The organism is Rhodococcus qingshengii JCM 15477 (genome assembly GCF_023221595.1).
Classification (GTDB): domain Bacteria; phylum Actinomycetota; class Actinomycetes; order Mycobacteriales; family Mycobacteriaceae; genus Rhodococcus_F; species Rhodococcus_F qingshengii.
In genome coordinates this window covers 117941-132534 of sequence record NZ_CP096567.1, presented here as the reverse complement: position 1 = coordinate 132534, position 14594 = coordinate 117941, and the positions used below count along the sequence as shown (strand labels likewise).

At 60.7% G+C, this 14594-nt stretch carries 12 protein-coding genes and 1 pseudogene; 1 reads left to right on the top strand and 12 read right to left on the bottom strand.

Going from position 1 to position 14594, the window contains the following annotated elements; genetic code table 11:
- Positions 1 to 49 precede the first annotated feature (49 nt).
- The 4 genes from M0639_RS31600 to M0639_RS31585 all read right to left on the bottom strand — a co-directional run bounded on the left by M0639_RS31600 (position 50) and on the right by M0639_RS31585 (position 5967).
- Positions 50 to 2170: a xanthine dehydrogenase family protein molybdopterin-binding subunit gene (locus M0639_RS31600; protein ID WP_064073735.1), complete on the bottom strand. Its 2121-nt coding sequence runs from the start codon at positions 2168 to 2170 to the stop codon at positions 50 to 52.
- On the bottom strand, positions 2170 to 3162 hold the full coding sequence (locus tag M0639_RS31595; RefSeq protein WP_082893107.1) for an FAD binding domain-containing protein: 993 nt from the start codon (positions 3160 to 3162) through the stop codon (positions 2170 to 2172). The genes M0639_RS31600 and M0639_RS31595 overlap by 1 nt, the downstream gene beginning before the upstream one ends.
- Positions 3159 to 3680 carry a 2Fe-2S iron-sulfur cluster-binding protein gene (locus tag M0639_RS31590; RefSeq protein WP_197486145.1) on the bottom strand — a complete coding sequence of 174 codons (522 nt, stop codon included), beginning with the start codon at positions 3678 to 3680 and terminating at the stop codon, positions 3159 to 3161. Before M0639_RS31590 ends, M0639_RS31595 begins: the two co-directional genes overlap by 4 nt.
- 295 nt (positions 3681 to 3975) lie before the next feature.
- On the bottom strand, positions 3976 to 5967 hold the full coding sequence (locus M0639_RS31585) for a cutinase family protein (RefSeq protein WP_064073733.1): 1992 nt from the start codon (positions 5965 to 5967) through the stop codon (positions 3976 to 3978).
- Positions 5968 to 6187: 220 nt separating this feature from the next.
- Here M0639_RS31585 and M0639_RS31580 point away from each other — a divergent pair.
- Positions 6188 to 7301: pseudogene (locus M0639_RS31580) on the top strand (PDDEXK nuclease domain-containing protein).
- A 133-nt stretch (positions 7302 to 7434) separates the two neighbouring features.
- Here the strand turns inward: M0639_RS31580 and M0639_RS31575 are convergent.
- The 8 genes from M0639_RS31575 to M0639_RS31540 form a co-directional block, all read right to left on the bottom strand.
- The gene (locus M0639_RS31575) at positions 7435 to 8232 is read right to left on the bottom strand and encodes a hypothetical protein (RefSeq protein ID WP_064073732.1); all 798 of its coding nucleotides are present in this window, start codon (positions 8230 to 8232) and stop codon (positions 7435 to 7437) included.
- A complete protein-coding gene (locus tag M0639_RS31570) occupies positions 8232 to 10082 on the bottom strand; it encodes a hypothetical protein (protein WP_064073731.1) in 1851 nt (616 codons plus the stop codon). Before M0639_RS31570 ends, M0639_RS31575 begins: the two co-directional genes overlap by 1 nt.
- 28 nt (positions 10083 to 10110) lie before the next feature.
- A complete protein-coding gene (locus tag M0639_RS31565; protein WP_007733685.1) occupies positions 10111 to 10410 on the bottom strand; it encodes a type II toxin-antitoxin system PemK/MazF family toxin in 300 nt (99 codons plus the stop codon).
- A complete protein-coding gene (locus M0639_RS31560) occupies positions 10410 to 10646 on the bottom strand; it encodes a YlcI/YnfO family protein (protein WP_064073730.1) in 237 nt (78 codons plus the stop codon). The genes M0639_RS31565 and M0639_RS31560 overlap by 1 nt, the downstream gene beginning before the upstream one ends.
- A gap of 431 nt (positions 10647 to 11077) precedes the next feature.
- The gene (locus tag M0639_RS31555; protein ID WP_248671245.1) at positions 11078 to 11704 is read right to left on the bottom strand and encodes a TetR/AcrR family transcriptional regulator; all 627 of its coding nucleotides are present in this window, start codon (positions 11702 to 11704) and stop codon (positions 11078 to 11080) included.
- Positions 11705 to 11813: 109 nt separating this feature from the next.
- Positions 11814 to 12788 carry a DUF2637 domain-containing protein gene (locus tag M0639_RS31550; protein ID WP_064073729.1) on the bottom strand — a complete coding sequence of 325 codons (975 nt, stop codon included), beginning with the start codon at positions 12786 to 12788 and terminating at the stop codon, positions 11814 to 11816.
- 623 nt (positions 12789 to 13411) lie between these two features.
- A complete protein-coding gene (locus M0639_RS31545) occupies positions 13412 to 13564 on the bottom strand; it encodes a hypothetical protein (protein WP_007733689.1) in 153 nt (50 codons plus the stop codon).
- Positions 13565 to 13722: 158 nt separating this feature from the next.
- The gene (locus M0639_RS31540; RefSeq protein ID WP_007733691.1) at positions 13723 to 14505 is read right to left on the bottom strand and encodes a ParA family protein; all 783 of its coding nucleotides are present in this window, start codon (positions 14503 to 14505) and stop codon (positions 13723 to 13725) included.
- Positions 14506 to 14594 lie beyond the last annotated feature (89 nt).

Here is a 14594-nt window from a genome sequence, read left to right as displayed (position 1 = left end):
GATGCTCGAGAATTGCTTGCTCCTTAACCTTCTACGGTCGTCCGAAAATTCATCTGAACAGGACCTTGTCCGCTGTTACCGGCAAATCGCGTACCCGCACACCGGTAGCATCGTAGATAGCATTGACAACAGCGGCTGCTGCCCCGACGATCCCGATCTCGCCGGCGCCCCGCGATCCCATCGGGTTGACGTGTGCGTCAGTCTCGTCGAGCCAGAAGGCCTCGATGTCTTGCACATCCGCGTTTGTGCTGATGTGGTAGCTCGCCAAGTCGTGAGTCATCACGTGGCCGAACCTGTTGTCCCGGAAGCTTTCCTCGTGCAAAGCCATCGACAATCCCATCGTCATTCCTCCAATGAGCTGTGAGCGAAGCGTTTTTGCATTGATTGCACGTCCGATCGAGAATGCACCGAGCATCCGGGGGATCCTGATCTCGCCGGTCTCGCGATGTACGCGCGCTTCCACGAAATGAGCACCGAATGAATGCATGGAGTAAACGTCCTCGTCCGGATTCTCCGGCGTCTCAGTTGTCGTCTCCACGCCAGCAAGGGGAGTGGCGCTGTGTTCCGCGCGGAACTGACGGGCAGCCGCGACGATAGTAGAGCCCCACGACGAGATACCGGCGGAGCCACCGGCAACTGTGGCGAAAGGGAATGTGGTGTCGCCGATTTGGAGCCGAACTTCCTCTATGTGGCATTCGAGAGCATCGGCGGCGATCTGAGTCAGAGCGGTCCAGGTTCCCGTGCCGATGTCGGCCGCCCCGATCTGAACAGTGTAAATTCGATCGGCTCCGAAGACGATGCGCGCTTTCGAACCGGGGTTCGTCATTGCCGGATAGGTTGCCGCTGCCATGCCGGTACCCACCATCCAGTTGCCGTCCGGACTGAGACCACCACGCACCGGACGTCGTCCATCACGCCGACTCCGATCTTTCCACCCGAATCTCTCCGCGCCTGCGTACATACAGTCGATCAAATTCCGCCCTGACCAAGGTTTTCCGCTCTCCGGATCCACTTCGGGTTCGTTCCGAACACGAAGTTCGATCGGGTCGAGGCCACAAGCTACGGCAAGCTCGTCCATCGCTACCTCGACCGCATACATACCCGGCGTCTCGCCCGGGGCACGCATCCAGAACGGGACTGCAACATCGAGGGCTGCAACCCGGTGCGAGGTAGAGCGATTAGGTGTGGCGTACATGATCCGGGTGGCAACAGCAGTCTGTTCCGCGTATTCCTTGATCTTCGACGTTTGCTCGATTACGTCGTGGGACATCGCCGTCAGAAGACCGTGGGTGTTCGCACCGAGGCGCAGGTGCTGAATGGTGGATGTGCGGTATCCGACGATCGCGAACATCTGCTGCCGCGTGAGCGCGAACTTGACAGGTCGCCCAGCCGTCCTACGGGCAGCAAGAATCGCTAATACGTTGTGCGCGTGAGGTGATCCCTTCGAACCGAACCCTCCGCCGACATGTGGCGCCACGACTCGCATCTGCTCGAGTTCGAGCCCGAACATGGGCGCCAGGGTCTCACGAACGACATGAACGCCCTGAGTAGAGTCGTACAGGGTGACGCACGCCCGCCCACCCTTGGCGTCGTCCTCCCAGATTGCAATGCAGGCGTGCGGTTCCATCGGATTGTTGTGTTCGAGTGGAGTGGTGTAGGTCTGATCTATCGTCACATCCGCAGCCACGAATGCCGACTCGACATCGCCGTCGGTCGTGTCGGCCGCGAATCCGTTGACGTCCTCCGGGGCGTAGAGGTCGTCGCGATCGGCTCGTAGCTCGGAATCATGAGGGAGTTCGTCGTACTCGACTTGTACCAACCCGGCTGCATGACGGGCTGTCTCGGGTGTTTCGGCAATCACAGCACCGATGAATTGTCCGCGAAAGTGGACGGCTGGGTCCTGGAGTACGGACAGCTCTCGGTCTTCGGTGTCCGCCAAGCGTGGGGTATCGAAAACGGTGATCACGGCGACGACACCCTGAAGTGCCTCTGCCAGTTCCGTTTTCATGCTGACGACGCGGCCAAGCGCAACCGTCGCCTGGACGGCGTGCAGGTAGGTGGGATTCTCCACGGGATGTTCGAACGCGTAGAGCGCCGTCCCCGTGACCTTCGCGGACCCGTCGAGACGCTCCATCGGATTTCCCAGGTAGCCCGGTTCGATCATCCTCATCACGTCGGCCCTCCGGTGGTGAGTGACCTCAGCACCGAAACCATGACGCCGCGTGTCAGGGGAATCTTGAAAGCATTGCCTGACTGTGGGTTCGCGTTCGCCAACTCGGCATCTGCGGCTTGCACGAACACTTCCTCTGTAGGCGGGGATCCCAGCAAGACCTCTTCCGCCTTGTACGCGCGCCAGGGGCGGTGCGCCACGCCTCCGATGGCGATTCGGGCGCCCGCGACAATACCGTTTTCGAGTTCGATCTCAGCGGCAACCGAAACCAGAGCGAAAGCGAAGGAGGCGCGATCGCGTGTCTTGACGTACGTCGACAGCGCCGCCGGTGCAGGCGCGGGCAGCTCCACTGCAACGATCAACTGGTCGGGTTTCAGAACTGTGTCATGTTCCGGTGAATCTCCAGGGAGACGGTAGAATTCGTTGACAGGAACGTTGTGCTCGCCACGGCGGTCCCTTACGACGACCACGGCGTCCAACGCAGCCAGCGCGACCGCCATGTCGGACGGGTGCACGGCGATGCATTTGTCGGAAGCCCCCAGGATTGCGTGGTAGCGCACGTAGCCGCCGACGGCGGAGCAACCAGATCCGGGTTCCCGCTTGTTGCACGGAGTTGTCACGTCCTGGAAGTAGACGCAGCGGGTAGCTTGCATCAGATTGCCGGCTGTTGTCGCGGCATTGCGAAGCTGCCCTGAAGCTCCGGCCAGGAGAGCGCGAGCAAGCACCGCGTATCGGCGGCGGATGACGGGGTGGGCTGCGAGATCGCTGTTTCGAACTGTCGCGCCGATGCGGACTCCTCCATCCGGAAGCATCTCCACTCCGGCGAGGGGCAGCCGACTTACATCGATCACCATGCGCGGGTTGGTCACGCCGAGTTTCATACGGTCGACCAGATTCGTACCGCCTCCGAGAAAGGCGGCGCCGGGGTTTTCAGTCACCAGGGTCAACGCGCCGTCGACGTCCTCGGCGCGTCGGTACTCGAACGGCATCACGACTGCACTACCTGTCGAATCGCTGCGACGACGTTGCCGTACGCAGCACAGCGACAGAGATTCCCGCTCATGCGTTCTCGAATCTCGGCGTCGTCCAGATCCGGGTCAGCATCGAGGTCCTCCGTGACATGACTGGGGTGCCCGGCCTTCACCTCGTCGAGCATCCCCACTGCCGAGCACACCTGCCCCGGGGTGCAGTACCCGCACTGGAGCGCATCCTGGTCGAGAAAGGCTTGTTGTACGGCATGCAGACCGTCGTGGCCCGCCAAACCGTTTGCCGTGGTGATCTGTGCGCCGTCCTGTGCCACGGCGAACGTCAAACACGTAACGGCACGCCGCCCGTCGAGGAGGACCGTGCACGATCCGCACTGCCCGTGGTCACAACCCTTCTTCGGGGACGTCACGCCGAGGCGATCCCGCAGCGCGTCGAGCAGAGTGGTTCGAGTATCGACCGTCAGGGTGCGGCTGCTGCCGTCTACCATCAACGTGATCTCGGCATCGATTCGCGAAGACTCCATGACGAGCACCTACCCAGCTCCGGATTACTCAAACGGGTAGCGCCACGATCTAACGAGGCGGCGTTTGCAAGATCGCGACTAGATCGCACTCGTACACACCGCCGCTACAGCGACCTCACCCGCTTCGGCAGTATCGCGGTCTCCCCCATCTGGGACATGTGCTACTTCGTCAGATTGGGGAGGTGGGTTCGATCGGCGGTGGGGACTGACCACGCGGGCCCGCCCCGCCCCTCCAGGAGGGGCCGATCGTTAGATTCTTTTCTTCGAAATGTCGGAGTGAGGGCGGGTTACCGGCTCATGCTCCGCGTCCGATCTGCAGATTGAGCCAGTCCGAGATCCACTGGATCGCGTTGCGGCCAGCGTTGTCGACGACGAGAGAGTTGTAGTTCTGGTGTGTCCCGGAGGCGAAGAAGGACGCTGCGTCGAGCCCCTCCCCTATTAAGGATGCAAGGTCGTTGGCGCCTTGTGCACTGGCCATGGCGGTCAACGAATTAGCCAGTGCTGAGAGTTCCAGATTCTGTGTCTGAGCGGAATCGGTGGTCGCGGCCGTCGAGGCCTGCTTGCCGAGCAATGTCGGATCAGTCTTCGTAGCTTTGCCGGCGAGCATGTTGACCGCGACCGTGGCGAGTTCGAGTCCGACTGGGACGAGTCCGGTCATGGCGGCTCCGGCCCCGAGCGGGTCGGAGAGCTGTCCTGGCGGTGGGAGCAGCTTCTCGACTGCGGCCCAAGCGATTTCCTGCACCCGGCCGACGAGGTTTGCCAGGTTGTTGATGTCGACTCCTCCCAGGATCGACGCGACGAGCGCCGCGACCTTTGAGTAGCCGGACGGATCCGGGATTGCCGACAGAATCTGTGAGACCCATTTCAGATCGATACCCGCGGCCATCTTCACCAATGGGGAGAACTGGTTGTTCAGATCCCCTGCGACCTTGTGGGCACCGTGGGCGTCGAGCGCGGCGACCTTCTGCGGGAGAAGGTTGAGGTTTGTCAGGATCGCAGGCATATCCAGGGAGGTGAGGCCGGTGGCGACGTTGAGCATTTGGTTGACGACGACGGTGGGTTTGAGTAAGGAGAGGACTCCGGAGGCAGATCCGAGGACGTCACTCGGTGTCGCCAGGAGCGGCGCGATCTGGCGGTCGAGGGTGCCGGCGGCGGCCGAGAGGGAGGTCAGGTCCGGAGATGAGGCAGGCAACGTCGTGGAGCCCTTGCTGGCGAGCGTGCTCGCGGTGTTGGCGATCGTGGTCACTGTCGAGAGCGCACCGCTGAGATCGGATTCGCCGGCCTTGTCCAGAACCTGGCTGGCATTGTTTTCGGCTGTCCTGGCGGGAGCTGCAGCGAGTTGCCCGTTCGCCGCAGGATTGGCGGCACCGGAGCCCAGTAGGTCGGCGAGTGGGCTGATGGTGTTCGCCAGAGTTGTCGCGCTGGAGGCGACCTTCTCGAGGTCGACTGTGCCGTCCGTCGTCGACAGTTCACTGGTCAGATTGCCAGTGGCTGTGGCGAGGCCGGGAAGGTCGGCTTGGGAGAAATCCGACGCCAGAGCGGTGGCCAGGTGTGAATTGCCGTCTACCTGGCCGTCAACTCCAGCACTCGGTGCTCTGGTGAGCACTGAACCCAGCGATCCGAGCAGCGGACTCGAACCTTTTTGGATCGAGCAGTAGAGGTCTTTCGGATCGCAGATCGACGCGACCCGGCCCGACAGCTTCCCCATGCCCTGCGGCCGCGGATCGGCGATCCCCGTCCCTGACGGCTTCGGGCCGATGACTGCTTCACCGTTCGTTCCGGAACCGGGATCGGCGAGAAGCCCGACCGCGAGTACGTGCTCTGCCTTGATGGGGCCGGAGCCGTTGCCGATTTCAGAGGCAAGATCACCTGCGATGTCCGCACCCTGGGAATAGCCGGTGATCGTGAATTTGGTGTCGGAACATTTCGCTGCGATCTCGGAGATCACGTCCTTCGCCCTCGTCAAACCATCAGATTTGCTGTCTGCGTAGGTTTTTCCGTTGTCGAATGCTCGGGCCATGTATGGCAGAGTGTAGATCTGCGCCGCGCTACCGTGCTTGTCCGTGATGCTATGGGCGATCGGTTTGAGCATACCGACCGGGATCGAGGGATCGGCGTCTTCTGCGGTTTCCCAGGTCCCGGGAATGAACAGGTTGAAAGTCTTCGAGCATCCGTTCGGTTGGGCGGACGCGATGCCCGGCGACATCAAAGCGATGGAGGCTGCGACGACTGGTGCCGTCATCAGCATGCAGACCGGACGGTGGATGGTCGAACCTAGGGACTGCATGAGAACCTTTCTCTACCAGGGGACACGATCTACCTGTCCGCGCGCGGACTGGCTTGAAGCGCCCGATTTCAGGTGAGGGCCGTCATGGTGCTGGACGGACCGACTCCGATCAACGCGCCCTGTGAAGAACTCAGCTGCGCGAGGGTCGGTGATCCCGTGTCTAGTGCGCATCCTCTCGCCCGAGTCGCCGCTCCTGCGAGCTGAGGTGTCAATTGGGGGCATGTCCGGTGAGCGTTCCGGGAGCGCTGGGTGGAGATCGACAGGTGATGTGCCGGCTGAACTGCTGCCAACGGACCGTCCCAGCTTCTCGGTCATGGCGAGTCGCAGGTTCGACTAGCCCGTATCTGCGCCACCCGAATCGTCAACACCGAACTGCTCAGCCTCTATTGGGGCATAGGGAACGCAATCGTGCAGCGTCAGGAAGCCGAGGGCTGGGGTTCAAAGGTGATCGACAGGCTCGCCGTCGATCTTTGATCAGCGTTTCCCGACATGCGTGGGTTGTCGCGGACCAGTCTGAAGTACATGCGGCAGATGGCGAGCATCTGGGGCCGCGATGCAATTGGCCAACAACCTGTTGGCAAATTGCCGTGGGGTCATGTGACGGTATTGCTCGACAAACTCGATAGCCGATCCGACCGCGACTGGTATGCATCGGCCGCTGCTGAACACGGGTGGTCGCGCAATGTGCTGCAAAATCAGATCAACAGCGGTTTACGGCGCAGGATCGGTGCGGCACCGTCGAATTTTCAGGACCATCGTCCGTCCGAGGATTCCGATCTCGCTCAACAGTTGGTGTGTGACCCGTACGTCTTCGATTTTCTCGATATCACCGAACGTGTCGCGGAGCGGAAACTGGAGTCCGCACTGATACGTCGACTGGAGCAGTTCTCCTCGAACTGGGACACGGGTTCGCTTTTGTCGGGCGCCAGTACCATTTCGAGGTCGGTGATCAGGATTTCTATATGGACTTGTTGTTCTTCAACTGGGTGCAAGCGAGGTTCGTTGTCGTCGAGTTGAAGGTAGGCAGGTTTGAGCCGGAGTATGTCGGGAAGCTCGGGTTCTATGTTTCGTGGATCGACGACAACCTCCGCGACAAGGACATCCACGCCCCGACTGTGGGGATCTTGCTCTGCGCGGGCTGCAACGACAACGTCGTCCGGTATTCGCTTGCCGGGACAACTGCACCCCTCGCCGTAGCCGACTACACCTATGAGACTCTCCCCTCCCAGGTTCGCGCTCTCGTTCCTGCCGACGACGAGATCGCGGCAGCTGTGGAAGCCACTGTCTCCGAACTCGACTCCCATCTGCCTGCCAAACCGGACAACTCCGGATGAGGGGCGCGATTCGATTCCGAACCTGGCCGACGTATCCAGTGGTGCCAAGAGATCGCTACCGGTGTTTCGCACGAGGGTCTGCGAATGCGATGCCTGGTCCTGCCCGGTGCGTCGAGGGGCAGGGCAGACAGTTCTATGTCCAGTCGATGTGGACGGATTCGATGGAATCGAAGTGGAATCCGAAAGTGTCGCCGTACTGGTCGAATCCCTTGTTCTCGGGGTAGTCCATCGTGGCGTGACGTTCGAGGATGGCAACCACCCGGGCATGATCGTCGTTGGCCAAGGCCATGGCGAGTTCTCGTGTTTCGTCGAGACTGAAGGGGCTGTCGGAGTTCGCGAAGTCGAGGGTACGCACTCGGTAGTCGTAGCCCTCTTCGGAGCCGTTGCGGACCGACACTCCCCCGCGGACTCGGATGGTGGCTTTTTTGGGTTGTCCGTCGGGTCGCAGGACGCCGGCGCGGTCCATGATGTCGCGAGCTTTGACGTTCTTGAGCTTCTTTTTCGCATCGGCGCGCAGTTCGTTGGTTTCGCCGGAACGGTAGCGAGAGACCGCTGATCGTGAACGGCCGATTTTCTTTGCGACAGCGTCGATTCCGCCGAGGCGTTCGATGGCGGCTCGCCGTTGTGCACGTTCGGTGACGTCGGGGTGTGGGATTCGTCCTTGCTGCGCCCAGCGGCGCAGTGTTCGGTCAGAGGGTGGCTTTCTTCCGGCGTCGACAGCTGCTTGCCGTAGGCCTTCTTTGCCGATTTCGGTACGGAGCTGGCGTACGGAGACTTTGCTGGTGAGTCCGGCCAATCCCCCACTTTTGACCGATTTAGATTTTTCGATACCGCTGGTCGCTGCTGTCGAGACGGATACGTTGAGTCCGTCTAAGCCGACGGTCTTCTGTGCGGGTTTGGTTGATCGCGGTTTCGGAAGATGCAGGGCCACTATATGTTTCCTTCATCTTCGTCGGTGAACGCAGCTTTGAGTGCGAGGTTGATCTCGTGGGTGTCGCGTGCGTCGGTCAGCATGACGGTTATGTTTTCGGTGAGCGGGGCGCTCTTTTCCAGAGTCATTTTCCCGAGTGCGTCACTCTCGTCTGCGATGTCGATGCCCGGGGGCAGGGGGTAGACCCAGGAGTCGGTGACGGTGCGCAGTGGCCAACGCCCGGTTTCGCGTGCGATGCGCATCGCGACGCGGCGGCCTCGCCAGCGGCAGTGTGCGATGATCGCTGCTCGCCAGAGCGGTTGGTGGTGGTGTTGCATTTGTTTGGCGGTCCACATGTCGGGGTTGACCATTCGGCCGATGTAGCCCTTGTAGCAGGCGCCGATGAACCGTTTCATTGCTGTGTCGCCTGTGTCGACGGCAACTTTGCGGGCTTCTCTCAAGATTTTCGCCCACTTGTCGAGGGCTCGACCCTGTTCGGGGTAGACCCATGCTTCTGCGATGTCGAGGTCGTCGAGTTCTGCGCCGATTCCGCCATCGGCGATGGACGTTTGAAGTGCATCGAGGCTGACGGTGGTGATCCAGGTCTGCACAGGTTGGTCGGCGAGCATGTGTGGGTGAGGCAACGGTAGAGCGGGTGGGAGCGCCAGCATGTCACCCGGCGGGAGGGTTACACGCCAGAGCCCGAACGGGGTTTTCGATTGCCGCGCAGCGTCGAGCGCGTTCTCGCCGCGAAGATGTCGAGGTTTTCCGTAGCCGAATTCGAGCATGCCAGCGGAAGCGAGGTACGCAGCTCGTTGGTCTATCGATACCAGTTGTTTTGCGTCGGAAAGTTCTTCGAGGTCCGGGATGCGGGTCCATCCGACTGCAGGTTCGAGATCTCCGCGGGGTTCGCCGTCCAGCGGTGGGACCGGTCCACCGACAGTGACGACGATTCCTTTACCGCTGCGGGTGCGGTCGCGTTTGATCTTGTCGACGATGGCGGCGCCGGTGCGTGCTGGGGTGGGGCCGGGTAGCACGCCGAGGTGTTGTGCGCACCAGGCGAGTCGGCGTCCCAGTTCCTGCGCAGCGGGGAGGTCGTCGTCAGGGAGGTAGGTTCCGGCGGTGGGTGATCCGAGGATCCCCATGTCCCCCACGCGATTGCCCCATCCGAAGTCTTTGTTCCAGTAGGTCCACACGTAGGGTTCGATGAAAATGTCGACCATGGATGTGAAGTTCCCGGTGGTGCGGGAGAGGTGAACGACGTGGCCGGGTTCCCCGCGGAGTTCCCATCCTGCGGTCAGCATTGGGGTCAGCGTGGCATGGAGGATCGCGGTGAGTTCTTCGGCAGCGCGGGTGCGGAGGATTTCCATGTCGTCGACGTCGTCTTCGCTGCCTGGGTCGATGATCCATCCGAGCATTTCGCAGGCTTCGATTCCGACTATCCAGATCTGTGCCGGCGCGCCCAGCGGGGTGAGCGTTGCCCATCTGATGAGTTTGTCGAGTTTTTCGATGGAATCGACTGGGCCGGTGAGCGTGTGGCCAGATGGTGCGTAGGTCCCAGCTGCCGTGACAATGACGGCGTGACCGTCTGCCGCCTCGCTGGCGGGAGGAAGGGCGGCCGGTTCGGTTGCGTCGAGTTCTGACGCCTGGGTGGGTTCCGTTTCCATTTCGTTGGAGCGCTCATCCGGAGGGGCGACGATGTCGTCGGTCCAGGGGTGCTCCGCAACCCCGGAATCCGTTTCGAGACAAGCGGTGTCGTCAACGTCGAACAGAGAAGGCTGATCGGGTTCGGGAACTTCGTCCGAACGAGTAGCGGATTCTGGTGGCTCGAGCTCGAATAGCGTGAACTGCTCCCCTTTCTTCAGCGCCATGTTTCATCCTTTCCGTTCACTGTCGTCATCATTCGAGATCGAAGGCGGCGCGCACGGCTATGGACAGTGATTCCTCTTGCGCTGGAAGAAGATAACCGATGATGTTGCCGAGTGCACTGACTGGAATGGTGGTGATGTGGTCGCAACTGACCACCGCGTCGGCGGATAGTCCGTTAGCGACGCTGACGGACACCTCAGTGGACAGTCCTCGGATCTCGCCGGTGATGGGCGCTACCGTGACGGTCCCGAGGTGTGGACGGACCATCTCTCGGGTGAGTACGAGGACCGGCCGAACTGTGTCGAGCTTGGCTTCGTGAATTGGTCGCATCAGGTCGAGCCTGTTGGCTGTCGATTCACGGCGTGGTGAGCGAGGGGGCTCAAATCATGTTCGGATGTTGCGGCCGAGAGGATCTCCGCGTCTCGTGCGGCTATCTGACGGCGACGCTCCCGTTCGAGAGCGCGCAACACTAGTGAGGCTCGCGAGGTGGCGCGATGTTCCCTGACTTCGTCGTCGAGAAATTCCACGATCTCGTCCGGTAGTCGTACCGCGATCTGCGTGCTCATATGCTGATGGTACCGAAGTGGGATTCGTTTTGGTACCACCATCGCTTGCGAGTTCTGGAACCGATCATTTCAACGGGAGGCAAGGGCCGATGAAGTACTCAGCGCCCCGACGCGGCACATCTTGCCACGCACACGGTTTCCGCTGTCTTCATCGGTCGATCTCTATCTGGTGTTCTTCAGTCTCAGTGACGGTCCCATCGATGGTTACGTCTCCACGTCGGTACTGCTCGGATCGCTGAAATATTCGCCATGGGACAAAGCACTTCGGGGATTCGGCTCTCGATGTCAGGCACTTTGTCACTCCTCTCGACGACGCGACTGCCTCGCTACCGTCGAGGAATGAGCAGTACACCGTGCACACGGTTGGCGACGTCACCGCGAGGATTGAGTCCGGTTCCTCTCCCCTGCTCACGACCTCGCCAGCGCGCGGACTACGCATCTGAAATCAAATACGCGTTCACTAAGTCGTCGATGCGTGAAGTGAAATCTCCAGAGTCGCCAAGTACCTGTATGACTTGAACTGCGCCGATAAATCCCGCGCACAGATTCGCGGCCAGGCGCTCGGCGGCAGAGGCGGGAAGCTGTCCGTCTGCGATCGCAGTATCGACGAGTCGGCTGACGAGTTCCACCCACTCACGGAACGCGGGTGGGGCAGTATCGAGACCTGCTTCTGTGGTGAGCCTGAGGCCGGCTCGGGCCAGAGCATCGTCGGTTATAAGCGCCGCTGAACCGTTGAAGAATGCAGCCAACTTCTCGATCGCTGGTCTTGCTGATTCGTCGGTTGATTGTCGGATTCCGCCGAGCGCGGTCAACCAGTCGTTGATGAGTTCTCGCGCGATCGTTTCCTTGGAGTCGAAGTGGAAGTACACGGCTCCTTTCGTGGAGGCAGCCTCCGCAACGATGTCGTTCATGGAGGTAGCGGCGTACCCATCGATCGAGAATGAGCGTGCAGCTGCCTTGAGGATCTTGGCCTTCGTCTCGTGCGCTCGCTGTTGTCGGGGTCGCTGGCGCGGTTCGGGCGGAACGATCACGTGGTGTCGGTCGTCTGGGTCGGTCAATGCGGGTTCCTTACCTGCAGTCTGTGGGGACTCTGCTGTGGTCAACCCCTCCATGATGATGCAATTCCTGGCGCTCTGGAACCTTGGCGTTGGCGGGTTGCGGCGCTGCTCACGTTGTAGTGACGAGTTGGTCGGCGAAGTGAACATCGGAGGCTCGCATGTCGATGAGCGGCGGGTTGTCGAAGCCAGCCGCTCGGGCCGCTGTATCGAACTTTTCGTATCGGCGCCACGAGGTCGATGTTGCAACGGGAGGGTTGGACGTCTGGGCGATCAGCTCCCAGGTGAGAGTCGGGTCTGCAAGCTTGCGTCGTGCGGTGTCCTTGACAGCGTCGGGCAGGTCCGATGTGGCAATGAACCATTCGAGTTCGGCGTGCTCCGCCGCCTTTGCGTTCGACGGTTCCGGGTCCACTGAGGACCTCGTTTGTTCGGAGGGGCTCGGGTGCGGAGCGCTTTCCTGCGCGTCATGCGTTTCTGCGACGCCTAAAGAATGCTGGGCTCCTACGGCTGTTTCGTTGCGCATGAGGACGCTTTCCGTAGCAACCGTACCCACACCTGCGGCAGCATTGTCGATCTCGATCTTGTAGTCGGAATATGCAATACCCGTTGCTTTGATCAGGATTCCCAGACCGTGCGTGAAGGCGAGTACGAGCACCGGCGGAATGACCGCGATCATGGCAGCAACGGCCGGGTCGAGAGGTGTGTAGCCGATACTCTGACCTGCCGCGACGGCCTGTTGCGCAACTGTTGCGGAGTGGAACGCATGGTAGGCGTTCCCGAGGATGCTGATCGCGACCACCGCAACAGCAACAGCAACGTAGAAGTACTTGTCGCGTCGATGCATCTTCAGTTTGCTCAGAATGACGATGGCGACGGTGGATCCGAAGATTGCACTGTCAACGATGACGGGAAAGATCCATGCGAGGTTTTCGGGGATGGTTCCTTGGCGCGCGAGGTCCCGTTGGACTGCGAAGGAGAGGACAAATGCGCCTGCGGTGATCCCGGTTGCGATGAAAATCGCGATGAGAAGTGCGGCGATCAGTGCTCCAAGCTGGATCCGCGCTGCGCGCAGACTAAAATCACCCATGATCGGGTTTTCCTTCCTACAAGGGGTGTTCTCGGTCTGGAGTCCCGCTGGTTGCCGCCGGCGGGACTCCTCCTGGTTTCGGAAAACTTTCTCTGGTGGGAACTCCTTGCGTTTCGTCGGCGTTGCGTGCGGTGACGGTTGACAGCGATTTCTGGCGGTCGTATCCGAGAGTCGACTGATGCTTTTTGCGTCGCACTCAAAGCACGTCGGCGATGTCGTTCCAGCTGCGTGCCTGTTGATCTCAGAGGGACGTGGGGTGGTCTGCAATTTTGCGTGACTGCAGCGGATTGTTCACGCAATTTGCTGCAGGCTTTGCGCTGCCAAGGCTTCTAAGTTCTACAGAACGGACCGTCAGCAGACGAGAGGGACATGGCATAGCGCGCGCACAGCAAGGACTTCCCGCCCCGGCGGTTCTTCTCCCGCCCGCCCCCGACAGCCGTTCTCAATATCGAGGTCCTTGGAATGTTCCCCACATATGCCTACTCGGTTGTCGTGCCAGGCACCTCTAATTAGGTCTTCCAGCCGAAGCACAAGATGTTCCCGCCCAAGGGCCGAACTCCACAATCAGGAATTAAGACAACTCATCATGCGTGCACGCAGTGCACGCCATGCACGCGATCCTCTTATAGTCCCCTGGCCTTCAAGTATTCGTCCAGCGCGGCCTCGGTCATCGATGCCTCGCTGATTTCGCGATCGCCAGTCTCGTACCGCAATTTGTCGACGCCACGCCGGAGGCGATCCTTGGTCGAAGGTTTGATGCGCGTGTTGTGGGTCATCGACAACTTCTCCTCCTCATCTTTGCGGGCACTGAGATCCGCTGAAGGCGATGGTGGCGTAGCTGCAGGTGCCGCAGGGGTCGCGTCTCCCCTGGGCGGACGTTCCGGGATGAGTTCAGCCGGATGTGTCTTACGAATTGCAGGTTCCCGCTTCACGCTCATGCCGGGGCTCCGATCACGATGGGCAACTCAGCGAGCAAGTCACTGTAGGCAAGTTGCAGCGTCAATGCTTTCCCACCCTTGAACTGGTGAATCGGAGTGCGATTCGAGTGCGCGTCCTGGCGGGCCGCGAGTTCCGGGATCGATGTCTTGGCGACGAGTGAGCCGTAGGTCTCCCGTAGCTCACTCTCTCTGAACTCATGTTCGCCGGTGGATCGTTTACGACTGATCACGATCTTGTCGAATTCCAGCTTCGGGTTCGCCCGTTTGCGAACGGTGTCGATTGTCTCTTCGAGCTTCTGAACGCCACCGACACTGTCGATTGTGGGTTCAGTGATCGCGACAACGCCATCTGCTGCAATAAGAACCGCGAACAGCACCTTGCCCATATTGGGAGGGCAGTCGAAAAGCACAGCGTCATAAGGAGAAAGGTCGAGCCCTTCGAACGCAACGTCTAGGCGAAACACCAGGTCATTCGACCCATCCGACTCGATTTTGCCGAGCTCTTCGTCTGCGGGAATGAGGTCGACGCCATCCCATGGGGTGGCAATGATCGCCTCGGCTGCAATGCCTTCCCTGGTCTGGTTCATGAGGTGGTAGGCCGTCATCATGCCCTCTTCGAGAGTGACGCCGAGGCCGCCGGTCGTATTGCCCTGTTGGTCCATGTCGACGACAAGTACTTTTCCGCCGACCGCGGTGATGGCGCTGGCAAGCCCGAGAGTGGAGGCCGTCTTGCCTACGCCACCCTTCTGGTTGCCGAGTGCGATTTTGCGTGGCTGCATTGCGGACCTTTCATCGAGGGCGGTGACACTTGCTAGGCGTGCATTGCGTGTAAACCACGCGCTGCATGCAATATGTGCATTGCTTGCTG

Excerpts from the sequence above, each read along its gene's own strand:
- M0639_RS31560 (WP_064073730.1), bottom strand. The coding sequence starts at position 10,646 with ATGAGCACGCAGATCGCGGTACGACTACCGGACGAGATCGTGGAATTT.
- M0639_RS31600 (WP_064073735.1), bottom strand. The coding sequence starts at position 2,170 with ATGAGGATGATCGAACCGGGCTACCTGGGAAATCCGATGGAGCGTCTC.
- M0639_RS31540 (WP_007733691.1), bottom strand. The coding sequence starts at position 14,505 with ATGCAGCCACGCAAAATCGCACTCGGCAACCAGAAGGGTGGCGTAGGC.
- M0639_RS31545 (WP_007733689.1), bottom strand. The coding sequence starts at position 13,564 with ATGACCCACAACACGCGCATCAAACCTTCGACCAAGGATCGCCTCCGG.
- M0639_RS31565 (WP_007733685.1), bottom strand. The coding sequence starts at position 10,410 with ATGCGACCAATTCACGAAGCCAAGCTCGACACAGTTCGGCCGGTCCTC.
- M0639_RS31570 (WP_064073731.1), bottom strand. The coding sequence starts at position 10,082 with ATGGCGCTGAAGAAAGGGGAGCAGTTCACGCTATTCGAGCTCGAGCCA.
- M0639_RS31585 (WP_064073733.1), bottom strand. The coding sequence starts at position 5,967 with ATGCAGTCCCTAGGTTCGACCATCCACCGTCCGGTCTGCATGCTGATG.
- M0639_RS31590 (WP_197486145.1), bottom strand. The coding sequence starts at position 3,680 with ATGGAGTCTTCGCGAATCGATGCCGAGATCACGTTGATGGTAGACGGC.
- M0639_RS31550 (WP_064073729.1), bottom strand. The coding sequence starts at position 12,788 with ATGGGTGATTTTAGTCTGCGCGCAGCGCGGATCCAGCTTGGAGCACTG.